The organism is Sphingomonas mesophila (assembly GCF_003499275.1).
GTDB lineage: Bacteria > Pseudomonadota > Alphaproteobacteria > Sphingomonadales > Sphingomonadaceae > Sphingomicrobium > Sphingomicrobium mesophilum.
On sequence record NZ_QWDF01000001.1, the window covers coordinates 1,248,954 to 1,269,819 of the forward strand.

The 20,866-nt window shown below is 67.1% G+C and carries 21 protein-coding genes; 11 read left to right on the forward strand and 10 right to left on the reverse strand.

Annotated features, from left to right (window positions below):
* The 4 genes from D0Z60_RS06390 to D0Z60_RS06405 form a co-directional block, all read right to left on the reverse strand.
* Window positions 1-534, reverse strand: coding sequence for a TspO/MBR family protein (locus D0Z60_RS06390; RefSeq protein ID WP_420822781.1), 534 nt, complete (start codon window positions 532-534; stop codon window positions 1-3).
* A complete protein-coding gene (locus D0Z60_RS06395) occupies window positions 521-1,276 on the reverse strand; it encodes a TlyA family RNA methyltransferase (protein WP_118857474.1) in 756 nt (251 codons plus the stop codon). Before D0Z60_RS06395 ends, D0Z60_RS06390 begins: the two co-directional genes overlap by 14 nt.
* Complete coding sequence (gene dxs, locus D0Z60_RS06400) at window positions 1,273-3,207, reverse strand: 1-deoxy-D-xylulose-5-phosphate synthase (protein WP_118857475.1); 1,935 nt, start codon at window positions 3,205-3,207, stop codon at window positions 1,273-1,275. Before dxs ends, D0Z60_RS06395 begins: the two co-directional genes overlap by 4 nt.
* Window positions 3,208-3,303: 96 nt before the next feature.
* A complete protein-coding gene (locus tag D0Z60_RS06405; RefSeq protein ID WP_118857476.1) occupies window positions 3,304-3,762 on the reverse strand; it encodes a Fur family transcriptional regulator in 459 nt (152 codons plus the stop codon).
* Window positions 3,763-3,839: 77 nt separating this feature from the next.
* Between D0Z60_RS06405 and D0Z60_RS06410 the strand changes: the two genes are divergently transcribed.
* Window positions 3,840-4,550, forward strand: coding sequence for a TMEM175 family protein (locus D0Z60_RS06410; RefSeq protein WP_118857477.1), 711 nt, complete (start codon window positions 3,840-3,842; stop codon window positions 4,548-4,550).
* Here D0Z60_RS06410 and D0Z60_RS06415 read toward each other — a convergent pair whose 3' ends face one another.
* The gene (locus D0Z60_RS06415) at window positions 4,551-4,919 is read right to left on the reverse strand and encodes a MerC domain-containing protein (protein ID WP_118857478.1); all 369 of its coding nucleotides are present in this window, start codon (window positions 4,917-4,919) and stop codon (window positions 4,551-4,553) included.
* A 102-nt stretch (window positions 4,920-5,021) separates the two neighbouring features.
* Here D0Z60_RS06415 and D0Z60_RS06420 point away from each other — a divergent pair, with 102 nt between their 5' ends.
* The 6 genes from D0Z60_RS06420 to D0Z60_RS06445 all read left to right on the forward strand — a co-directional run bounded on the left by D0Z60_RS06420 (window position 5,022) and on the right by D0Z60_RS06445 (window position 10,319).
* Window positions 5,022-6,047, forward strand: coding sequence for a COX15/CtaA family protein (locus D0Z60_RS06420; protein ID WP_118857479.1), 1,026 nt, complete (start codon window positions 5,022-5,024; stop codon window positions 6,045-6,047).
* Entirely contained in the window at window positions 6,044-6,358 is a 315-nt protein-coding gene (cutA, locus tag D0Z60_RS06425) for a divalent-cation tolerance protein CutA (protein WP_118857480.1), read from the forward strand. Before D0Z60_RS06420 ends, cutA begins: the two co-directional genes overlap by 4 nt.
* 124 nt (window positions 6,359-6,482) lie before the next feature.
* Window positions 6,483-6,962: a 50S ribosomal protein L13 gene (gene rplM, locus D0Z60_RS06430; RefSeq protein ID WP_118858470.1), complete on the forward strand. Its 480-nt coding sequence runs from the start codon at window positions 6,483-6,485 to the stop codon at window positions 6,960-6,962.
* A 1-nt stretch (window position 6,963) separates the two neighbouring features.
* On the forward strand, window positions 6,964-7,539 hold the full coding sequence (gene rpsI, locus D0Z60_RS06435; RefSeq protein ID WP_118857481.1) for a 30S ribosomal protein S9: 576 nt from the start codon (window positions 6,964-6,966) through the stop codon (window positions 7,537-7,539).
* 413 nt (window positions 7,540-7,952) lie between these two features.
* Complete coding sequence (locus D0Z60_RS06440) at window positions 7,953-8,816, forward strand: tetratricopeptide repeat protein (RefSeq protein WP_162888112.1); 864 nt, start codon at window positions 7,953-7,955, stop codon at window positions 8,814-8,816.
* 54 nt (window positions 8,817-8,870) lie between these two features.
* Window positions 8,871-10,319: an AMP nucleosidase gene (locus D0Z60_RS06445; protein ID WP_118858471.1), complete on the forward strand. Its 1,449-nt coding sequence runs from the start codon at window positions 8,871-8,873 to the stop codon at window positions 10,317-10,319.
* Here D0Z60_RS06445 and D0Z60_RS06450 read toward each other — a convergent pair.
* Complete coding sequence (locus tag D0Z60_RS06450; protein ID WP_162888113.1) at window positions 10,316-12,007, reverse strand: bifunctional metallophosphatase/5'-nucleotidase; 1,692 nt, start codon at window positions 12,005-12,007, stop codon at window positions 10,316-10,318. The genes D0Z60_RS06445 and D0Z60_RS06450 overlap by 4 nt on opposite strands.
* A 117-nt stretch (window positions 12,008-12,124) precedes the next feature.
* Here D0Z60_RS06450 and D0Z60_RS06455 point away from each other — a divergent pair, with 117 nt between their 5' ends.
* Together D0Z60_RS06455 and D0Z60_RS06460 are read left to right on the forward strand one after the other, a co-directional pair.
* Entirely contained in the window at window positions 12,125-12,580 is a 456-nt protein-coding gene (locus D0Z60_RS06455; RefSeq protein WP_118857484.1) for a cytidine deaminase, read from the forward strand.
* Window positions 12,570-13,232, forward strand: coding sequence for a hypothetical protein (locus D0Z60_RS06460; protein WP_118857485.1), 663 nt, complete (start codon window positions 12,570-12,572; stop codon window positions 13,230-13,232). Before D0Z60_RS06455 ends, D0Z60_RS06460 begins: the two co-directional genes overlap by 11 nt.
* On the opposite strand, the gene D0Z60_RS06465 is transcribed toward D0Z60_RS06460, so the two are convergent.
* Genes D0Z60_RS06465 through D0Z60_RS06480 form a run of 4 tightly spaced genes read right to left on the reverse strand, consistent with a single transcriptional unit; the run spans window position 13,219 to window position 17,099 of the window.
* A complete protein-coding gene (locus D0Z60_RS06465; protein ID WP_118857486.1) occupies window positions 13,219-14,172 on the reverse strand; it encodes an isopenicillin N synthase family dioxygenase in 954 nt (317 codons plus the stop codon). The two genes, D0Z60_RS06460 and D0Z60_RS06465, sit on opposite strands and share 14 nt — an antisense overlap.
* Before the next feature lie 56 nt (window positions 14,173-14,228).
* On the reverse strand, window positions 14,229-15,506 hold the full coding sequence (locus D0Z60_RS06470; RefSeq protein WP_118857487.1) for a NupC/NupG family nucleoside CNT transporter: 1,278 nt from the start codon (window positions 15,504-15,506) through the stop codon (window positions 14,229-14,231).
* 28 nt (window positions 15,507-15,534) lie between these two features.
* Window positions 15,535-16,113 carry an LOG family protein gene (locus D0Z60_RS06475; protein ID WP_118857488.1) on the reverse strand — a complete coding sequence of 193 codons (579 nt, stop codon included), beginning with the start codon at window positions 16,111-16,113 and terminating at the stop codon, window positions 15,535-15,537.
* The gene (locus D0Z60_RS06480; protein ID WP_118857489.1) at window positions 16,110-17,099 is read right to left on the reverse strand and encodes an adenosine kinase; all 990 of its coding nucleotides are present in this window, start codon (window positions 17,097-17,099) and stop codon (window positions 16,110-16,112) included. The genes D0Z60_RS06475 and D0Z60_RS06480 overlap by 4 nt, the downstream gene beginning before the upstream one ends.
* A gap of 82 nt (window positions 17,100-17,181) precedes the next feature.
* On the opposite strand from D0Z60_RS06480, the gene D0Z60_RS06485 reads away from it, so the two are divergent.
* Both D0Z60_RS06485 and D0Z60_RS06490 read left to right on the forward strand, forming a co-directional pair.
* Complete coding sequence (locus D0Z60_RS06485; RefSeq protein WP_118857490.1) at window positions 17,182-17,862, forward strand: queuosine precursor transporter; 681 nt, start codon at window positions 17,182-17,184, stop codon at window positions 17,860-17,862.
* 193 nt (window positions 17,863-18,055) lie between these two features.
* Window positions 18,056-20,803, forward strand: coding sequence for a TonB-dependent receptor (locus D0Z60_RS06490; protein ID WP_118857491.1), 2,748 nt, complete (start codon window positions 18,056-18,058; stop codon window positions 20,801-20,803).
* Window positions 20,804-20,866: the final 63 nt, after the last annotated feature.

Here is a 20,866-nt window from a genome sequence, read left to right on the forward strand (position 1 = left end):
TCAAGCTCCAGTGATGCCGAGCGGCGCGGCGTCGGCGCCCGGGTTCAGCCTGCCGGTCTCATAGTTGAGAGCGGTCGCCAGGCACAACCACAGAAGATAGGGCAGCAGCAGCCAGCCCGCCACCGGCCGCAATCTGCGAAACAGGTTGGCGGTGGCCGCGGCGGTGAGCAGCATGATCACGATCACGACCAGGGCAAGGTCGATCATCTGTGCGCCGAAAAAGATCGGCGACCAGCCAAAGTTGAGCCCGAGCTGGACGCCGAACAGCGCCAAGGCGGTGCGCCGCATCGCGCTGTCGGGCTCGCTCAGGATCATCGCCAGCGCGATCCCCATCAGCGTGTAGAGGATGGTCCAGACCACGCCGAACGCCCAGCCCGGCGGCTGGAAGGACGGCTTGTCGAGGCCCGCATACCAGCCGTTCTCGAACCCGCTGTTCGACAGATAGCCCATCAGGCTGCCGATGCCGACGATCAGCGGCACGGTGATCAGCGCCTTCTTCCACCACTCGCCGCGCCGCTGCTCAACCGTCGCCATGTGCATCCTCCTTCACTGCGCCGAGTAGGAACTCGACATTGCCTTCGGGCCCGGTGATCGGGCTCGGCTCGACGCCCATTACGCGCCAGCCCTTCGATTCGACCCAAGCCGCCGCGTCGGCGCACACCCGGGCGTGGACACTCTCGTCGCGCACCACCCCGCCCTTGCCGACCTCGGCGCGCCCGGCCTCGAACTGCGGCTTGACCAGCGCCACCAGCTGCGCGCCGGGGCGGGCGAGATCGAGCGCCGCGTCGAGCACCTTGGCGAGCGAAATGAAGCTGGCGTCGCACACGACGATGTCGATCGGATCGGGGACGATGGCGCGGCTAAGCGCGCGGGCATTGGTCTGTTCGTGGACGACGACGCGCGCGTCCTGGCGGAGCTTCCACGCGAGCTGGTTGGTGCCGACGTCGATGGCGTAGACTTTAGCCGCGCCGCGGCTGAGCAGCACGTCGGTGAAGCCGCCGGTCGAGCTGCCGACATCGAGCGCGGTCGCCCCGGCGACAACGATGCCGAAATGCGTCAGGCCGTGGTCGAGCTTGATTCCGCCGCGCGACACCCACGGATGATCGTGGCCCTTAAGGGTCAGTTCGGAATCCTCGGCCAGCATGTCGCCGGCCTTGGCGACGGCGCGGTCGCCGGCGAACACCTTGCCGCCCATGATCAGCGCCTGCGCCCGGCTCCGGCTCTCGGCCAGCCCGCGCGCGACGAGCAATAGGTCGGCGCGGATCTTCGCGCTCAGGCGAGCGCTCCGGCGTCGGCCTCCACGCCAATGTCGTTGCGGCGCAGCGCCTTGAGGACCGTCTCGACGATGTGCGGGGCGTTGAGGCCGGCTTCGTCGTATTGCTTCTCGGGCTTGTCGTGGTCCTGGAAGCGGTCGGGCAGGCGCATGGTGCGCAGCTTGAGGCCCCCGTCGGTCAGGCCCTCGTCGCTGGCCATGGTGAGGACGTGGGCGCCGAGCCCGCCGACCGCCGCTTCCTCGATCGTCACCGCGACCTCGTGGGTGGCGAGCAGGCGGCGGATCAGCGCCTCGTCGAGCGGCTTCATGAAGCGCATGTCGGCGACGGTGGTCGACAGGCCGCGCGCCTCGAGCATGTCGGCGGCCTTTTCCGCCTCCTCGAGTCGGGTGCCGAGCGAGAGGATGGCGACGGTCTTGCCCTCGCGCACCACCCTGCCCTTGCCAATCTCGAGCCGCTGCGGCCGGGCCGGCATGGGGAGCCCGCGGCCATTCCCGCGCGGGTAGCGCACCGCGATCGGACCGCTGTCGTGGAGCGCCATGGTGTGGACCATGTGGGTCAGCTCGACCTCGTCGGCGGCGGCCATGACGACGAAATTGGGCAGCGTTCCGAGGTAGGCGAGATCGAACGCGCCGGCATGGGTGCAGCCGTCGGCGCCGACCAGCCCGGCGCGGTCCATGGCAAAGCGCACCGGCAGATTCTGGATGGCGACGTCGTGAACCACCTGATCGTACGCGCGCTGAAGGAAGGTCGAGTAGATCGCGCAGAACGGGCGGTGGCCCTGCGCGGCAAGGCCGGCGGCGAAGGTCACCGCATGCTGCTCGGCGATGCCGACGTCGAAGGTGCGCTCGGGAAAACGCTGCTCGACCTTGTCGAGCCCGGTGCCCGACGGCATCGCCGCGGTGATTGCCACGACCTTGTCGTCGCGCGCCATCTCGGCGCCGAGCGCGTCGGCGAACACCTGGGTGTAGCTCGGCGGCCCGCCGCCCGGACCCTTGTCCTGCTTGCCCGAGACGACGTCGAACTTGACCACGCCATGATATTTGTCGGCGCTCGATTCGGCCGGGCCGTAGCCCTTGCCCTTGTGGGTGACGGCGTGAACCAGGATCGGCCCCTCGTCGGCGTCGCGCACATTCTCGAGGATTTCGACCAGCGCCTCGACATCGTGGCCGTCGACCGGGCCGACGTAGTAGAAGCCGAGCTCTTCGAACAACGTCCCGCCGGTAACCAGGCCGCGGGCATATTCCTCCATTCGGCGCGCGGTTCGGCGGACCGGCTCGGGCATCGCCCGGGCGATCTTCTGGGCGACCCGGCGCGGGGCGAGATATTTGTCCGAGCTTACCAGCCGGGCGAGCGAATTGCGCAGCGAGCCGACCGGCGGGGCGATCGACATGTCGTTGTCGTTGAGGATCACCACCAGCCGGTTGCCGGCGGCCTCGGCGTTGTTCATCGCCTCATAGGCCATGCCCGCACTCATCGCGCCGTCGCCGATCACCGCGATCGCGCGGCCGGGCTTGCCGGCAAGCTTGTTGGACACGGCGAAACCGAGCGCGGCGGAGATCGAGGTCGAGCTGTGCGCGGCGCCGAACGGGTCGTATTCGCTTTCGCTGCGCTTGGTGAATCCGCTGAGACCGCCGCCCTGGCGGATGGTGCGAATCCGATCGCGGCGGCCGGTGAGGATCTTGTGCGGATAGGCCTGGTGGCCGACGTCCCAGATCAGCCGGTCGGCGGGGGTATCGAACACATAGTGGATGGCGACGGTGAGCTCGACCACGCCGAGCCCGGCGCCGAGGTGGCCGCCGGTCACCGAGACGGCCGAGATCATCTCGGCGCGAAGCTCGTCGGCGAGCTGGGGCAGCTGCTCCTTGTCGAGTTTGCGGAGGTCGGCGGGATAGCGGACCGTGTCGAGCAGGGGGGTCGAAGGGCGATCGGACATGGTTCGGCACTAGCGCCCCGGCCCGCCAATGTCATCAAGGCGGTCCCAAAGCCGGTGTTTTTCAGCGCATGCTCAGCTTTTGCTCACGCCCGCTCCTCAGGCGCAGTCGCCGCACTTGCCGCGCACTTCGATCACCGGACGCGAGGCTTCGAAGCCGGCGCGGGTGGCGGCGTCGCGCACTCCGCCGGACAGCGCGTCGTCGTCGATGTGGCGGGTCTGGCCGCAATTGTCGCAAATCAGGAAGATGCAGTCGTGGAGGCAGCCGGGGTGCTCGTTGGCGACATAGGCGTTGGCACTTTCGACCCGCATCGCGAGGTTGGAGGCGACGAACAGGTCAAGGATCCGGTAGACGCTGTTGGCGGCAACCCGCCGGCCCTGGGCGGCTGACACCGCCTCGGCGATGTCATAGGCCGAGGCCGGGCGCTCGAAGCCGGCCAGCGCCGCGAACACCGCCTCGCGCATCGCCGTCCACTGCTCACCGCGCTCGGTCAGCTGCTCGCGGGCCGCGTCGCGCAGCGAGTCGCCGCGGTGTGCATGATGATCGTGGCCGCCCATGCGCCCCAGATAGGCCGCCGGGCCAAGCTTCTCAACCGGCGCCGGACCCGAGCGCGGCGGCGCGCGTTGGGCGGCGGATGGCTGATCCCCGCGACGAAGTTCGAGACGACCCCGACGCTCCGGCGCGGCGCGACGACCATGAAGGCGAAGGCGCGACCCGCGGCACGGCGCGGATGGAGGCGTTCGCCGACGCCGTGTTCGCCATCGCTTTCACCCTGCCGGTGGTCGAAATCCATCTGCCCGAAGCGTCGAAGCCGGGCGGGCTGCTGGGTACCGAACTGGTCGAATTGTGGCCGTCCTACCTCGGCTATGCGCTCGCCTCGACCGTGATCGGGCTCTATTGGGTGCACCACCATTTCAGCGGCGCGATCTATCGCACCACGGGCCATTGGTTCCTGATCGCGACCGCCGTGTTCCTCGCCGCGATCGGCTTCATCGCCTTTCCGGCGCGGGTCGTGGCCGAGCATCTCACCGACCCGGCGGCGCGCGAGGGGGCGGCGCAATATTGGGTGCTGGCGCTGGCCGCGGTGTCGCTGACCTGGCTTCTCAAATGGACCGTCGGCTGGCGGCGCGGACAGGTCGATTCGCGGTTGGAGCCGAGCTACATCGCGCGGCTCAATCGCGGCTATTGGGCGCTCGGGATCGCCAATCTGGCGGCGGCCGGGCTGGTGTTCGCCGACTGGCGGCTCGGGCTCGGGCTCTCGACTGCGGCGCTCATGGCGCTGATCATTCCGCCGCACACTCCGCGCTACCGCACCGAAGCGCCGATCGTCGAAGGCGAGAGCTGATTATTCGGCGGCGATGTCGTTGAGCCGGTGGCCGAGGGCGAGGATCGCCACGCCGACGATCGTCGCCATCGCTTCCGACCCGTCGTGCGGCAGGGTCAGCGCACCGCCCATGATCCCGAGCCCAAGCCCGCCGACCGCGCTGGGCAGCGCATAGCCATGGTCGGCGACGCCCTTGCCGAGCGCAATCATGCCCATCGCCATGGCGAGGACCAAGCCGACCTCGTGGATCCACTCGGCGCCGAACACGCTTCCGGCGCTCGCGAGCAAGGCGAAGGCTACGCTGGTTGCAAGACAGTGGACGAGGCACAGGCCGGAAAGGCCGATGGCCATCCGGTCGAGCTTGCCAGTCCTGATCGCGGTCAGCGCCATGGGCCGACCATATACGCGGCAGGTTGTGAAGTTACAATATCACATCGCGCCATCTTTTGGCCCATTGGCAGCACGGAGCGGAGCCGCCATATCGCGGCGGCCATGACCCCGCCCACCGCCCGCCCCGCCGCCGTCGCCAACTGGCTGCTGGCGGTCGCCGGACTGGTGTTTGCGATGGTCGTGGTCGGCGGGATCACCCGGCTCACCGAGAGCGGGCTGAGCATCACTCGCTGGGACCTAATCAGCGGCACGCTCCCGCCGATGAGCGACGAGGCGTGGCAACGGGCTTTCGAGCTCTACCGCCAGACCCCGGAATATCGCGAGATAAATGGGCCGGCGGGGATGGACCTGGCGGCGTACAAATTCATCTTTTTCTGGGAATGGATCCACCGGCTGCTGGGACGGCTGGTCGGGCTCGCGTTCGCGCTGCCGCTGGCGTGGTTCGCGCTGAAGCGCGCAATTCCGAGCGGCTACGGGTGGCGGCTGATTGCGCTGCTGGTGCTGGGCGGAAGCCAGGGTGCGCTTGGCTGGTACATGGTCCAGTCGGGACTCGCCGACCGCACCGACGTCAGCCACTTTCGATTATCGGCGCACCTGCTGCTGGCGCTGTTCATCCTCGCCGCTCTGGTGTGGACGGCGCTGGACCTCAAACGGCTGGCGCGCGACGAGTCCCCGCGCCCGGCGCGACTGACCGGCCTCGGCGCCGGAGTCGCGGCGGTGCTGTTCGTGCAGCTGTTGCTCGGCGCGTGGGTCGCTGGGCTCGATGCGGGCTATATCGCCAGCGACTGGCCGATGATGCAGGGGCGGCTGGTGCCCGAGGGCGTCGAATGGGGCCGCGGCGCCGTCTTCGCGCTGACCCACGACCCCTATCTGATCCACTTCCTGCACCGCTGGTGGGCGTGGGTCGCGGTCGCTGCCCTGATCATCCTCGCCCGCGCCGTCCGCAGCCTCGACCGGCGCGCGTCGATCGCCATCCACAGCACGTTCGGCGTGCAGATCCTGCTCGGCATTGCGACGGTGATGAGCGGCATGAACATCGTCCTTGCCGTGCTCCATCAGGCGGTCGGCGCGCTACTGGTCGCCGCGACGGCCTGGTGCATGCATGTCCACGGGCGGCGTGCGCGATGAGCGTCGTCACCGTCTACGCCGTCTTCGCCGACCTCGCCGAGGCGCAAACGATCGGCCGGGCGATGGTCGAGCAGCGGCTGGCCGCCTGCGTCAACATCCTCCAGCCGTGCCGCTCGATCTACCGGTGGGAGGGCGCGGTCGAGAGCGCGAGCGAAGTTCCCGCCTTGTTCAAGACCACGCTCGCGGGGGCCTATAAGCTGATCGCGGCCATCGCCGAGCGCCACAGTTACTCCGTCCCGGCGATCGTCGCCTGGCCCATTGCCGAGGCCGCAGACAGCTATACCGTATGGATCGCCGAGAGCGTCGGGTAACATTTTACCCGCTCGAAACCGCGCGCTTTTGCTTGACTTTTGGGCGGTCGGCGGCGATTGGGCACGGCACGGGCGCTGGCGGATTGCCGGCGCTTTCCTGTTTTATCATGAAGAGGTCCAGCCCATGAAGGCGCTGATGAAGACCACCAAGTCGGTCAAGCCGGCCGAGGTCGAGAAGAAGTGGCATCTGATCGATGCCGAGAATCTGGTCGTCGGGCGGCTCGCCACGATCATCGCCAACATCCTGCGCGGCAAGCACAAGCCGAGCTTCACTCCGCACGTCGATTGCGGCGACCATGTCGTCGTGATCAACGCCGACAAGGTGCGCTTCACCGGCAACAAGCTGAAGCAGAAGATCTACTACAAGCACACCGGCTATGCCGGCGGGCTCAAGGAGACCCCGGCGGGCAAGGTGCTCGAGGGCCGCTTCCCCGAGCGTGTGCTTGAGAAGGCGGTCGAGCGGATGATCCCGCGCGGGCCGTTGGGCCGCGACCAGATGCGCGCCCTGCACCTCTACAACGGCACCGAGCATCCGCACGCCGGGCAGAGCCCGCAGACGCTCGACGTCGCCAGCATGAACCGCAAGAACAAGGTGGGCGCATAACATGGCCGACAAGAAGAGCCTTTCCGACCTCGGCGCGCTGACCGGCCAGGAAGTCGAAACCCCGCCGCAGACCGAGACGGCGGCCCCCGCCGCAGCCGAGACCGCCGAGGGCGGCGACACCGCCGTCGCCGAAGCGCCGGTCCAGCCGGCCCAGCCCGAAGCGCCGCTGCGCGAACAGGAGCTCGACAAGCACGGCCGCGCTTATGCCACCGGTCGCCGCAAGGACGCCGTGGCGCGGGTCTGGCTCAAGCCGGGCTCGGGCAAGATCGAGATCAACGGCCGCGACCAGTCGGTCTACTTTGCGCGCCCGACGCTCCGCCTGGTGATCAACCAGCCGTTCGACGTCACCGACCGCAAAGGCGCCTATGACGTCGTCGCCACCGTCAAGGGCGGCGGCCTGTCGGGCCAGGCCGGAGCGGTCAAGCACGGCATCGCCCAGGCGCTGAGCCGGTTCGAGCCGACGCTGCGCACCGCGGTCAAGCGCGAAGGCTTCCTGACCCGCGATCCACGCGTCGTGGAGCGCAAGAAGTACGGCCGCGCCAAGGCCCGCCGCAGCTTCCAGTTCTCGAAGCGCTAGGCCAGCCGGTCACCAACTACAGCGAAGGGCGGTCCCGCGGGGCCGCCCTTTTTCGTTGGTCGAAGCGGGCTTAAGGTCGGGTTGTGAGCGAGCCGATCACTCCAACCGCCAAATTGCGCGCCCAAGCGGCCGCCTTATGGGAATTGGGTCAGGCGCAAGGCGCGATCGAACGAATGCGGACGGCGCTCCAGACTGCGCCAGCGCCGTCGGCAAGCGCTTTCCTCCAGCTCGCCGGCTATCACTTTCACGCGCTGGAATTCGACGCTGCGGCGGACGTTCTGACCCGCGCCCTCGAGCGATATCCGCGCAACCGTTCGCTCTTGATGCACCTTGGCGGGTCGCTTGCACGTGCCAACCGCTGCGCCGAGGCGCGCGCCTATCTCGAGCAGCTGCTCGAGACGGGTCCGCCGAACATGCACGCCTGCGACGCCTTGTCGATGGTCCTCGCGGCGACCGGCGATCGCGAGTGCGCGGCGTATTACGGTTCGCTCGCACTTCGTCTCAAGGACGAAGCGACGGCCGCCCAACGCGGCACAATTCCGCTGAATCGGCCGACAGCGGAACGCGCCAGGAAAGTCATCTCCTTCACGCTATTCGGATCGCAGCCACGCTATTTGCGGGGCGCTCTGCTCAATCTGCTGTCGGCCCGGCGACAACTGCCCGATTGGACGTGCCGCTTCTACGTCGATCCGTCGGTCGACCAAAATTTCCTGACGGTGGTCGAAATCGAGGGCGCCGAGTTGGTGCACTGCAACGAGGCGGGGGCGGACCGCCGGATGTTCCTTGCGCGCCGATTCCTGGTCAACGATGACCCAAGCGTCGATCGCTTCTTGGTGCGCGACTGCGACAGCGTGATCGGTGAGCGGGAGGTCGCGGCGGTCGCCGAGTGGTTGGCCAGCGGCGCGCCGTTCCATGCCATCCGCGACTGGCACACCCACACCGACCTGATGCTCGCCGGCCTGTGGGGCGGCATCGCCGGCGTCTTCCCGAACATGCAGGCGCACATTACCCGATTCGCTCAGAACAACGCGGCAAGCAGCAATTGGGACCAGCTGTTCCTGCGGGAAATGATCTGGCCAAACATCCGCGATTCGATCGTGGTGCACGATCGCCTGCATGAGGGTCATGCGGTCCGGCCGATCCCCGGAACGGCGCCCACTGGCGACGATCATATCGGGCAGAACGAGTTCGTTGGCGGCCTTACTCGCCAAGCGCACCTCTTCGCGCCGTTCGCCCGCCGCATCCCGGCTTTGGGATTCCGAGTTCAAACCGACTGACGGCGGCCCGCTCCACTTGCCAAGCGCCTGCGCCTTCGCCAATCGGCGATGGGAATGACCAAAATCGACGACATTCCCGCGATCCTCGACCAGCTCGAGGCGCTTTACGACACCTCGGTCGGCAATCTGCGCGATGCGCTGCGCCGCTTTGCCGCCGACGGCACGCGGCCCGAGCCGGGTGACCGCGCGGACGGGCTGTTCGCTTATCCCGAGCTGCGCCTCACGTATGATCCGGTGAGCCCTCCTCCGATCTCGTCGCGCGCCTTCGCCCGGCTCAGCCAGCCCGGCACCTATGTCAGCTCGATCGCGCGCCCGCGGCTGTACCGCGCCTATCTCGCCGAGCAGCTTCAGCATCTGATCCGCGACTATGACGTCGAGGTCAGCGTCGGCCGCAGCCCGAGCGAGATCAGCTACCCCTATGTGCTCGACGCCGAGGTCGACCTCGGCGGGCTGTCGAGCACCGAGCTGTCGCGCTGGTTTCCGTCGACCGAGCTGGTCCACATCGGCGACGAGGTGGCCGACGGGGTGCTCGATCCGGCGCTGCTCGAGGAGCGGCCACTGGCGCTGTTCGACGGTCCACGCACCGATTTCAGCCTCGCGCGCCTGAAGCACTACAGCGGCACGCCGCCCGAGCATTTCCAGCATTTCGTGCTGTTCACCAACTACGTCCGCTACGTCGACGAGTTCGTGCGCTTCGCGGTCGATGCGCTGCGCAAGCCGAACGGGCCGTTCAGCGCGCTGTCGGTGCCCGGCGGGACGTTCGAGCGCGGCGACCTCAACGACGCAGAGGCGCAGATCGCCGCCGGATCGTGGCGCCGCCACCAGATGCCGGCCTACCACCTCATGGCGCCGGGCGGCACCGGCGTGACGCTGGTCAACATCGGCGTCGGGCCGTCCAACGCCAAGACGATCTGCGATCACATCGCGGTGCTCCGCCCCGAGGCATGGCTGATGATCGGCCATTGCGGCGGCCTCAGGCCGAGCCAGACGATCGGCGATTATGTGCTCGCCCACGCCTATCTGCGCGACGACCATGTGCTCGACGACGTGCTCCCGCCCGAGATCCCGATTCCGGCCATCGCCGAAGTCCAGACCGCGCTGTTTGACGCCACGGTCAAGGTCACCGGCGAGGACGAGGACAGCGTCAAGAAGCGGCTGCGCACCGGCACGGTGGTGACCACCGACGACCGCAATTGGGAGCTGCGCTACACTTTGTCGGCGCTGCGCTTCAACCAGAGCCGGGCGGTGGCGATCGACATGGAATCGGCGACTGTCGCCGCGCAGGGGTATCGTTTCCGCGTGCCCTACGGGACGTTGTTGTGCGTTTCCGACAAGCCGCTTCACGGGGAACTCAAGCTGCCGGGCCAGGCCAACGCCTTCTACGAGCGCTCGATCAGCCAGCATCTTCGAATCGGGATCGAGGCGCTGCATCTGCTCAAGCGCGAAGGCGAGGGCCTCCACAGCCGCAAGCTGCGCAGCTTCGACGAGCCGCCGCTGCGCTAGCGCGCGGGCGGCGTCCAGCCCTTGGGCGTCAGGTCCACAATCCGGCCCTTGGCAGGGACGGTCGCGCCGGACTTGAGATAGGCTTCGGTGGCATCGAGATCGAGGCCGCCGTCGGTCGGGTTGCTCCCCTTGGCGAGCAAGGTGAAATTGTCGCCGCCCGAGGCGAGGAAATTATTGACCGTCACGCGATAGGTCTGCGCCGGGTCGAGCGGCTTGCCGTCGAGCAGGATGCTGACCACCCGCTGGCCGGCCGGCCGCGAGCGATCGAAGGTGAAGCGGAGATTGGCCGAGGGCATCAGCAGATTGGGCTTGGTGACGCTGTTGGTGCCGCTGTCGAACTGCTGTTCGAGCAACGCCCTCACCTGCGCGCCGGTCAGGCTGAGCGTGACGAGATTGTTGGCGAACGGTTGGAGCGCGAAGATCTGGCCGTAGGTGACCGTGCCGTCGGCCGCCGGAATGAGGTCGGTGCGCGCGCCGCCATTGTTCATCAGCGCGAAGTCGGCCTTGCCGCGCGCGGGATCGCGGGCGACGAACAATTGGCCGTCGGCGATGAACGAGGCGGCCTGCGATTCCTCGCCCGGGTTGCCCTTCTCGAGCGAACCGGCGAGGCGCCCCACCGGCCTGTCGGCGACCACTGCCGCAGCCTGTTTGTAGCGGTCGACCAGCGCCGCGACGCCCGGATCGGCGGCATAAATCGGATAGGCCGGGTTGAGCGGCGCCTGGACGCGCGCATTGGCGATCGCTTCGCCCTGCACCGGGAGGAAGTCGGCGCGCTGGCCGGCAAGCGTGCCGTCAGGCGCGAAGGTGAGGCGGATATCGGTCACCAGCGCGCCGTAGCGGCCGGCACTGGTCAGCAATCGCTCGGCGCCGCCGGCGGTCGGCACCCGGCAGATGTAGGCCTGGTGGGTGTGGCCGGAGACGACCAAAGTGATCGCGGGATCGAGCCGCTCGAGGATCGGCATCATCGCGCCGGCGAGGCCCGGGCAGCTTTGATCGTCAAACTTGCCGTCGGTCGCCGCGCCCTCGTGGATCAGCAGCACGATCGCGCGCGCGCCGTTGTCGCGCAGATAGGGCACCAGCGCGTTGGCGGTCGCCGCCTCGTCGAGGAAGGTCAGTCCTTTGACGCCGTCGGGCGAGACCAGGGTGCCGGTCGCCTTTAAGGTCATGCCGATGAAGCCGATCCGAACCCCGCCGATGTCGCGAATGGCGGTCGCCGGGAGGATGGTGTTGGCGCCTTCAAGGACATTGGCAGCGAGATATTGAAAGCCCGCCCCGGCGAAGGGCTCGAGCGCGCACGACTGGCGGGTTTCGCGTTCCTGGCGCGCGCGGCAGCCGCCGGCCTGCATCCGCTTCAATTCGGCCGGGCCGCGGTCGAATTCGTGGTTGCCGACCGCGGCGATATCGAGTCCGCTGTCGCTCAGCGCCTTCACCGTCGGCTCGTCGTAGTAAAGCGAGGAGACGAGCGGGCTGGCACTGATCAGATCGCCGGCTGCGACGGTGATGCTGGCCGCGGTCCGCGCCTGCTTGAGCGCGGTTGCCAGATAGGCTGCTCCGCCGACCGGCACCTTGCCCCTGGAGCCCTCGTAGGCGAGTCCCGGCGGTTCGAGATTGCCGTGGAAGTCGTTGAGCGCGAGGATCTGCACCTCGCGCGCGGCCGCCTGGGGGGCGGCGACGGGCGTTGGCGACATGGTTGCGCAGGCGGACAGCAAGGCAAGCGAAACGAAGGCAGCGAGACGGCGCATCGACGACTCCAGCGATTGGTCGGCTGGATTGCTTCGCTCCGCGCGCAATGACAAGAGCGGCACATGACCGACGACGACCTCATCGCCCTCGCCCGAGCCGCCGCGCTCAAGGCCTATGCGCCCTACTCCGGCTTTTCGGTCGGCTGCGCGATCCTGAGCGTCGATGGTGAGGTGGTGACCGGCGCGAATATGGAGAACGCTTGCTATCGCCTCGGCCTGTGCGCCGAGCAGAGCGCGCTCACCGCCGCGCAGCACGCGTTCGGGCTCGACAAGGTGGCGCGGGTGGCGGTCGCCGGCGGCGACGGTTCCGGAGCCGAGCTGAAGGGCGACGCGCCCGTCACGCCATGCGGAGGCTGCCGCCAGGCGCTGCTCGAAGCGAGTCAATTGGGCGGCCGCGACATCGACATCGTTTGTGCGTCGGGCGACGGCGGCATCATCGAGCGACATCGCTTGTCGGCGCTCATCGCGAACGGTTTCGGGCCGGACAATCTGCGCGATTCGACCAAGCATGGAGATTGACGGCGACTATGCGGCCAACGGCTACGCGCTGATCCGGCGATGCGTCGCGCCCGACGTCGCCCAATCGTTGCTGCGCCAAATCCAGAGGGACACCAAGGTCCGTTTCGTGCCCAACGATGGCGGTTCGACGCCGATTCTCGCGCGCCGGACATGGGAGATTTACGGTCGCGACTATCCGCCACTCGACGCCTTCTTGTGGGGCGTCACTGGGACGATGGAGGCGATCACCGGCCGCTCGCTGGTGCCGACCTACGACTACTTCCGGCTGTATGCGGCAGGCGACATCTGCCGGGTTCACCGCGACCGCGCTGCCTGCGAACACAGCCTGTCGCTGACGCTCGCCTATAGCGACGGCTTGGCATGGCCGCTCGAGATCGGAACATCGGGCTCGGCACGCGCGGCGGAAAAGATCAGCGGCGACTTCGGCGACGAGCCGGTCGCCGCGATGGAGATGGCGGCTGGCGACGCCGTCGCCTATCGCGGCACCGAGCATCGCCACGCGCGCACCATCCCCAATCCCAATCGCTGGTCGGCGCATGTGTTTATGCACTGGGTCGAGCGCGACGGCCCACATGCCGGACAGGCGTTCGACGGCAAAGTCGACACCTCGGAAGTCGACTTCACTTTCTTCGACCGCCCTACTTCAGCTTGATCTCGCGCAACCGCTCCTGGAGGTAGTCGTCGGCGGTAATCGGCGGCCATTTCGGCTGCTCGCCCGACGGCACCGTTCCGGGCAGCGCCTCGATCATGAAGTCGCTGCGAAAGTGCAGGAAGAACGGCATCGAATAGCGCGCCTTCGACGCCCGTTCCGGCGACGGATTGATCACCCGGTGGCTGGTCGAGCGCAGCTTGCCGTTGGTCAGCCGCTGCAGCATGTCGCCGATGTTGATCACCAGCTCGCCCTTCTTGGGGCTGACGTCGAGCCAGCGGCCGTCCTTGGTCAGCAGCTGCAGGCCCGCCTCTTCGGCGCCGAGCAGCAAGGTGATGGTGTTGATGTCCTCGTGCGCGCCGGCGCGAATGTGCTCGCCGGTCGGCTCATTTTGCGGTGGGTAGTGAAGCAGCCGCATGACCGAATTGCCGTCGCGGACGGTGTCTGTGAAATACTCCTCGTCGATCTTGAGGAAGCGCGCGACGGCGCGGAGGATCTTGACCCCGGCCTCGTCGAACGCAGTGTAGAGGCGCTGGAAGGTTTCCCTGAAGCCCGCAACCTCGGCCGGCCAGACGTTGTCGCCCATGTGCGCGCGGAACGGATGGTCTTCCGGCAGATCGCGGCCGACATGCCAGAATTCCTTGAGGTCGTGCGCCTTGGCGCCCTTGGCGGTTTCGATCCCGAACGGCGTGTAGCCGCGCGCACCGCCCGAGCCTTCCACCTTGTAGCGGCGCTTGACCTCTTCGGGCAGCGCGAACAGCGCCCGCGCCTTGTCCTCGGCGTCGTCGATCAGCGGCTGCGGGATGCCGTGGTCGCGGATGATCGCGAAGCCGTAGTCGACGAAGCTGCGGCCGAGCTCGTCGGCGAACGCCTGCGGGTCGCGGTCGGCCTCGGCCAGGGAAACGGAGGCGACATTGTCGCTGCTGATGGTGTCGGTGGTCATGCCCGCGCCTCTACTCCCGCCGTCATCGGCGCGCAATTGACAGCAATCAAAGCGGCTTAGGGCAGCATCAATCCGGCCAGCGCGGCGGACATCAGATTGGCGAGCGAACCGGCTAGCAGCGCCTTGAGGCCGAGCCGCGCGATCACCGGCCGCTGGTTGGGCGCGAGATTGCCCATCACCGCGAGCTGGATGGCGATCGAGCTGAAATTGGCAAAGCCGCACAAGGCGAACGTGATGATCGCCCGGCTGCGCTCGCTCAATGCTGCCGCCGCGCCCTGGGCATTGCCGAGATCGATGAACGCCACGAATTCGTTCAAGACCACCTTGGTGCCGAACAGGCCGCCGGCGACCCCCGCCTCGCTCCACGGCACGCCGATCAGATACATGACCGGCGCGAACAAGGCGCCGAGGCCGGCCTGCATGCTCCAGCCGTCCTGGCCGACGGCGTTGCCAAGGCCGCCGATGATGCCGTTCAACAGTGCGACCAGCGCCACGAACGCCAGTACCATCGCGCCGACCGCGACAGCCAGCTTGACCCCGGTCTGGGCGCCCTGGCCCGCAGCCTGGATGATGTTGACCGGCTGCTCGCCCTCCTCGAAGCCGTGGACTTCGACATCGTCTTCCGGCGCGCGCGCGTCGCCGCCTTCGAGCGGCAGCTCGTCCTTCGGCGCGACGTCGTCGGGCATGATCATCTTGGCCATTAGGATGCCGCCCGGCGCCGACATGAAGGCAGCGGCCAGCAGATAGGGCAGATATTGTTCGCCGAGCAGGCTGGCATAGGCGGCGAGGATCGTCCCGGCCACGCCAGCCATGCCGACGCACATCAGGGTGAACACGTGGCTGGGGGCCAGCGCCGGGAGATAGGGCCGAACGACCAGCGGGCTCTCCGATTGGCCGACGAAGATGTTCGCGGCAGCGCCGAGGCTCTCGACTCGGCTGATCCCCGTGACCCAGCCGATCGCGCCGCCGACCCAGCGCACGACGCGCTGCATAATGCCGAGATAGTAGAGGATCGCGACCAGCGCTGCGAAGAAGATGATGACCGGCAAGGCGGCGATCGCAAAGGTGTTGGCGAGCGGGTTGCTGGCGGTCGGGCCAAACAGGAATTCGGTGCCCTTGCCGGCATAGCCGAGCAGCGCCGCTACCCCGTCGCTCATGCCCTGGATCGCGGCCCTGCCCCACGAGGTGCGCAGCACGAGGAAGGCGATCAGCGCCTGGAGTGCGAAGGCGGCCAGCACGACCCGCGGCCGGATCGCTCGCCGGTTTGACGAGAAGGCGAAAGCGATCAGCAGGATGACGAGAATTCCGGCGAGGCCGAGCAGGACGCTGTTCATGTGAGTGGGCGCCCCTCCCCCGGGCCGATTACCAGACGATGCCTTGGTTAGCCTGTCCGGCCGCCTCGTCCAGCATTTTGATGGCGTCCACCGGCGTATCGGCGATCAGCAATTGCGCGCGTCGCGCAGCGCTGAGGAAACCGGCGTCGCGGACATGGTCCATGAACTCCGCGAACGGCTCCCAGAAGCCGCGCACGTTGAGCAGGCAGAACGGCTTGTTGTGATAGCCGAGCGCGTTCCACGTCCACGCCTCGAACAATTCGTCGAGCGTGCCGATGCCGCCGGGCAGGCACAGAAAGCCGTCGGCAAGCTCGGTGAACTTGGCCTTGCGCTCGTGCATCGTCGTCACCTGGTAGAGTTCGGTGAGGTCGTGATGCGCGACTTCCTGCTCGACGAGTGCATGGGGGATGACGCCATAGGCTCGGCCGCCCGCAGCAAGTATGGTGTCGGCCATGATCCCCATCAGCCCGAGCTTGCCGCCGCCGTAGACGAGATCGATACCGCGAGTCGCCATGATGCCGGCCAGCTCGCGCGCAACCTCGGCGAACAAGGGGTCGCCGCCCGGCGCCGCGCCGCAATAGACTGCCAGCCGCTTGAGGCTGGTCACAACTGAACCAGCGACTTGAGATCGGCTTCCGGCCGCGCTCCGAAATGGGAAATGATCTCGGCCGCCGCCGTCGCGCCGGTGTGGAGGCAGCGCGCAAGATCGTGACCGCGGGCGCGCGCGGCAAGGAAGCCGGCGGCGAACAGATCGCCGGCACCGGTGGTGTCGACGACCCGCTCGACCGGAGCAGCGGCGACTTCGACCCCCTCCCCGTTCGCAAAGGCCATCGCCCCGTCGGCGCCGCGGGTCACGACCAGCGTCGGCACCTTCGCCGAAAGGGTCGCGATCGCCTGGCCGAGCGAGGAGTCGCCGGTCAGCTGAAGCACTTCATGTTCGTTGGCGAACAACAAATCGATCCCGCCGTCGGCGATCATCCGGTTGAAGCCCTCGCGGCGCCCGGCGATGCACACGCTTTCGGACAGGGTGAAGGCGATCTCGCGGCTCGCACCGTGCGCCACCTCGATCGCTCGAAGCATCGCCGCGCGCGGTTTCTCGGGACCCCACAAATAACCTTCGAGGTAGAGGATCGCGGAGTCAGCGATACGCGCCTCGTCAAGCGTCGCCCCACCGAGCTCGTGGCTCGCGCCGGGGCAGGTGTTCATCGTCCGCTGCGCGTCCGGCGTGACCAGGATCAGGCAGCGGCCGGTCGGCTTGCCCAGCGCGGGATCGATCGGCGGGGTGTCGAAATCGACCCCGAGCGCCTCCATGTCGTGACGGAAGATCGCGCCCAACTGGTCATCGGCGACCTGGCCGATGAACGCGGCGCGCCCACCCATGGCGGCGATTCCGGCCATCGAATTGGCCGCCGACCCGCCGCTCGTTTCCTGGGCGCTGCCCATCGCCGCGTAGAGCCGCGCCGCGGCCTCGGTATCGAGCAATTGCATCGATCCCTTGGGCAGGCCGTGCGCCGCGAGAAACGCGTCGTCGCAGGTCGCGATGACATCGACGATGGCGTCGCCGATGGCGATGATGTCGAAGCGCGGCGGCATGGTCGGCGGGCGCTAGCGGCGGGGGTGGAGACGGTCAACAAAAGGCTTGCGGGCAAGCCGCGAAGCTTTACCCATCGCCGCCATGACCAGCGAAATCCAGGCCGACGCCGCCGCTTCCGTTTCCGATCGTGCCGCCTGGCCGCTGACCCCCTCGCTGTTCGCCTTCGCCATCTTCTATGGCGGCATGGTGTGCATCGCCGGAGTGCTTGGCAACAAACAGGTCGCGCTCGGGCCGCTGGCGGTCGAGGCGGGGATCTTCGCCTTCCTGATGCTGGTCGTGACGTCGAGCGCCGTGGCCGAACTCCACGGCCGCTCGGTCGCCAATAAATTGGTGTTGTGGGGCTTCGTGCCGCTGCTCGTCTCGCTGGCGCTGACGCTGCTTGTGCTCGCCATTCCGGCGGCCGGGGAGATGGATCCGGCGCGCCTCTCGGCGTTCGAGACGATCATGCTCGCAACGCCGCGGATCTGGCTCGCTGGCATCGTCGCCTACGGAATCTCGACCTTGCTCAACGTCACCATTTTTGCGCGACTGAAGGGCGATTCGGGCTCGCGCTTGCTGTGGTTCCGCTCGGCCGTCGCCAGCGTGCTGAGCCAGATCGTCGATACGCTGCTGTTCATCACCATCGCCTTCTACGGCGTTTTCCCGATCGCCGACCTGCTGATTGGCCAGATGCTGGCCAAGGTGGTGCTGTCGATCGTCATGGTCCCGCCGCTGATCTACGTTATGGTGGCGATCGGGCGGCGGCTCGACTCGGCGAAATAGCTGACAGTCTTGTAATCAGCGGCGCTTTTTGCTGTAGGCCCGCGCGAGTCGAACCGAGGGCTGTCGTGGCCTTCCGGCAACGTTCTCGAAAATTCGTCCCACCGGGCCTTTTGGTCCGTCATCCAAGAGTCGCAAAGTCGCTATAGGAGCGGCGCGACTCGCAACCGGCGCACACCCTTGGGGGGTTAACATCGTGAAAAAGCTCATTCTTCTCAGCTCGGCTTCGCTTATCTTTCCGGCCGCCGCCTTCGCTCAGTCGGCAGGCACGCAGGACTTCGAAGAAGAAGCGATCATCGTCACCGGGACCCGCGCCCAGGACGTCGGCGGCGTCACCGCGCCCGACACCAGCAAGGCCAAGGCGGTCCTGACTCAGGAGTTTCTCGCCCGCCAGAACCCGGGCCAGACCGTGCTCGATTCGATCAACGTCGTTCCGGGCGTCAGCTTCCAGAACAACGACGCCTACGGCTCGTCGGGCGGAACGCTCAGCATCCGCGGCTTCGACAGCAGCCGCATCAGCCTCACCTACGACGGCATCCCGCTCAACGATTCGGGCAATTACGCGATCTATTCGAACCAGCAGATCGACCCCGAGCTGATCGACCAGGTCAACGTCAACCTCGGCACCACCGACGTCGACTCGCCGACCGCCTCGGCCGTCGGCGGAACCGTCAACCTGCGCACCCGCAACCCGTTCAAGGAATTCGGCGCGCGCGTCGTCGGCTCGCTCGGCGAATATGATTTCCGCCGCATCTTCGCGGTGGTCGACACCGGCGAACTGGGGCCGTGGGGGACCCGCACCTTCCTCGCCGTTTCGACCGCCAAGAACGACAATCCGTTCAACAATTACGGCAAGGTCGACAAGCAGCAGTACAACGCCAAGATCTACCAGCCGCTCGGCGCGGCAGGCGACTTCGTCTCGGTCAGCGGTCACTATAATCAGAACCGCAACAACTTCTTCGGCTCGCTGCGCCTGCGCAATGACATCACCCAGAGCGGCACCAATGGTGCTCCGCGCGTGGTCGGTTCGGGTAACGGCAACCGCTTCCCGCTCGACAACGACGAGCGCGAGTATGACATCAACTATCCGTGCACGATCGAGAGCCCGACCGCCGGCGTTGCCGATGCGCCGGCAGTCGCTCCGGCCGGTTTCTCGAGCTGCGGCACCGAATTCGACCGTCGCTACAACCCGTCGAACACCGGCAACATCAAGGGCACGTCGCGCTTCACCATCAACGATGCGCTGACCCTGACAGTCGAGCCGAGCTTCCAGTACGTCAAGGCCAATGGCGGCGGCACCGTGACGCTTCGCGAGGGCCTGCGCGACATCAACCCGGCCGGGGGCACTGCCTCGACGACCGATTGCGCCCTCGGCAACAACGCCACCCGCACGTGCGTCGCCGGCTATTTCGGCGGCTCGCCGTTCGCCGGTCGTGACGTCAACGGCGATGGCGACGTGCTCGACCAGGTCACCGTGATCGCCCCGAGCCAGACCCGCACGCGTCGCTACGGCCTGATCAGCGGTCTGCGTTGGGACATCAACGACGACCACACGATGCGCTTCAACTACACGTTCGACCACGCCAACCATCGCCAGACCGGCGAAGTCGGCCTGCTGTCGATCAGCGGCGAGCCGCTCGACGTGTTCCCGATCAACGATCCGGTCTCGGACGGCAACGGCGTCGTGCTCCAGAAGCGCGACCGTCAGTCCTATGCCATCCTCCACCAGCCGTCGGCCGAGTGGCGCGGCGAGTTCTTCGACGATCGCCTGACCACCACGGTCGGCGTGCGCATGCCGTTCTTTACCCGCAAGCTCGACAACAACTGCTTCACCAGCTCGGCGTCCAACTCGTCGGGTGCATTCGTCGAATGTTCGGGCGGTAACGCGGCTGTCGATGCCCTGATCGCGGCGAACAACCCTTACGTCGTTGATCCGGTGACCGGAGCCATCAGCGGCTTCTCGCCGCCGCAGAAGCGTACGCTGAAGTATGAGAAGCTGCTTCCGAACATCGGCTTCATCTACGACATCACTCCGCGCGCGAGCATCTTCGCCAATTACGCCAAGGGTCTGTCGGTCCCGTCGACCGACAACCTCTACGCGTCCTTCTTCTTCCCGGAAGGCACCGACCAGGCCAAGCCCGAGCCGGAAGAGACCGACAGCTTCGACTTTGGCGCGCGCTATCGCAGCTCGAAGGTCCAGGCCCAGGTCGGCGTCTGGAAGACCCGCTTCAAGAACCGCCAGGCGGTGAGCTTCGACCCCGAAGCCAACACCACCGTGTTCCGCAACCTCGGCGTGGTCGACAAGTGGGGCATCGACGGGTCGGTCGCCTATTCGCCGATCAAGCAGCTGACGCTCTACGCCTTTGCCGCGTGGAACGATTCGGAGATCAAGGACAACATCCAGATCGGCGCCATCCCGGTTTCGGCGTTTAATCCGGCCGGCACCACCTGCGACACCATTGCCACCGGGACCGTGGCTGCCGACGCGCAAGCGGCGCGCAGCTGCGCGTTCACCGCTGGCAAGCGCGAGGGCGGTGCGGCGACCTACAATTGGGGCTTTTCGGCACTCGGTTCGTTCGGTCCGATCGACCTCGGGATCACTGCCAAGAAGACGGGACCGCGGTACATTTACGACAACAACTCGCAGGTCTTCCGCGGCGACGTTGACCTGACCGGCGTCAGCGGTCCGCAGCGCATCTACAGCGCAACGGCGCCCTCGTACTGGCTGATCAACCTCGACGCCCGCTACAACTTCAAGATCCGCGGGATGAAGGAAACCTACTTCCAGCTGAACGTCTACAATCTGTTCGACGAGCTCTATGTCGGCGGGTTCAACTCGAACCTCAATCAGCCGGTGAGCGGTGCAGGTGTGTACGACAATCCGCCGAACGCCCAGATCGGTGCTCCGCGGACCATCTCGGGCACCCTCAGCATCGCTTACTAAGCGGTCAGATCTGGTACGAAAGGCGGCGTCGCTCGAAAGAGCGGCGCCGTTTTCGTTGGGGCG

Bases quoted from the DNA above. Each gene is read 5' to 3' on its own strand.
- D0Z60_RS06415 (WP_118857478.1), bottom strand. From the start codon at position 4,919: ATGGCGCTGACCGCGATCAGGACTGGCAAGCTCGACCGGATGGCCATC.
- D0Z60_RS06470 (WP_118857487.1), bottom strand. From the start codon at position 15,506: ATGAACAGCGTCCTGCTCGGCCTCGCCGGAATTCTCGTCATCCTGCTG.
- D0Z60_RS06450 (WP_162888113.1), bottom strand. From the start codon at position 12,007: ATGTCGCCAACGCCCGTCGCCGCCCCCCAGGCGGCCGCGCGCGAGGTG.
- rplM (WP_118858470.1), top strand. From the start codon at position 6,483: ATGAAGGCGCTGATGAAGACCACCAAGTCGGTCAAGCCGGCCGAGGTC.
- D0Z60_RS06460 (WP_118857485.1), top strand. From the start codon at position 12,570: ATGGAGATTGACGGCGACTATGCGGCCAACGGCTACGCGCTGATCCGG.
- D0Z60_RS06420 (WP_118857479.1), top strand. From the start codon at position 5,022: ATGACCCCGCCCACCGCCCGCCCCGCCGCCGTCGCCAACTGGCTGCTG.
- D0Z60_RS06455 (WP_118857484.1), top strand. From the start codon at position 12,125: ATGACCGACGACGACCTCATCGCCCTCGCCCGAGCCGCCGCGCTCAAG.
- D0Z60_RS06485 (WP_118857490.1), top strand. From the start codon at position 17,182: ATGACCAGCGAAATCCAGGCCGACGCCGCCGCTTCCGTTTCCGATCGT.
- D0Z60_RS06440 (WP_162888112.1), top strand. From the start codon at position 7,953: ATGCACGCCTGCGACGCCTTGTCGATGGTCCTCGCGGCGACCGGCGAT.
- cutA (WP_118857480.1), top strand. From the start codon at position 6,044: ATGAGCGTCGTCACCGTCTACGCCGTCTTCGCCGACCTCGCCGAGGCG.
- dxs (WP_118857475.1), bottom strand. From the start codon at position 3,207: ATGTCCGATCGCCCTTCGACCCCCCTGCTCGACACGGTCCGCTATCCC.
- D0Z60_RS06445 (WP_118858471.1), top strand. From the start codon at position 8,871: ATGACCAAAATCGACGACATTCCCGCGATCCTCGACCAGCTCGAGGCG.
- D0Z60_RS06465 (WP_118857486.1), bottom strand. From the start codon at position 14,172: ATGACCACCGACACCATCAGCAGCGACAATGTCGCCTCCGTTTCCCTG.
- D0Z60_RS06390 (WP_420822781.1), bottom strand. From the start codon at position 534: ATGGCGACGGTTGAGCAGCGGCGCGGCGAGTGGTGGAAGAAGGCGCTG.
- D0Z60_RS06480 (WP_118857489.1), bottom strand. From the start codon at position 17,099: ATGCCGCCGCGCTTCGACATCATCGCCATCGGCGACGCCATCGTCGAT.
- D0Z60_RS06410 (WP_118857477.1), top strand. From the start codon at position 3,840: ATGGCTGATCCCCGCGACGAAGTTCGAGACGACCCCGACGCTCCGGCG.
- rpsI (WP_118857481.1), top strand. From the start codon at position 6,964: ATGGCCGACAAGAAGAGCCTTTCCGACCTCGGCGCGCTGACCGGCCAG.
- D0Z60_RS06405 (WP_118857476.1), bottom strand. From the start codon at position 3,762: ATGGGCGGCCACGATCATCATGCACACCGCGGCGACTCGCTGCGCGAC.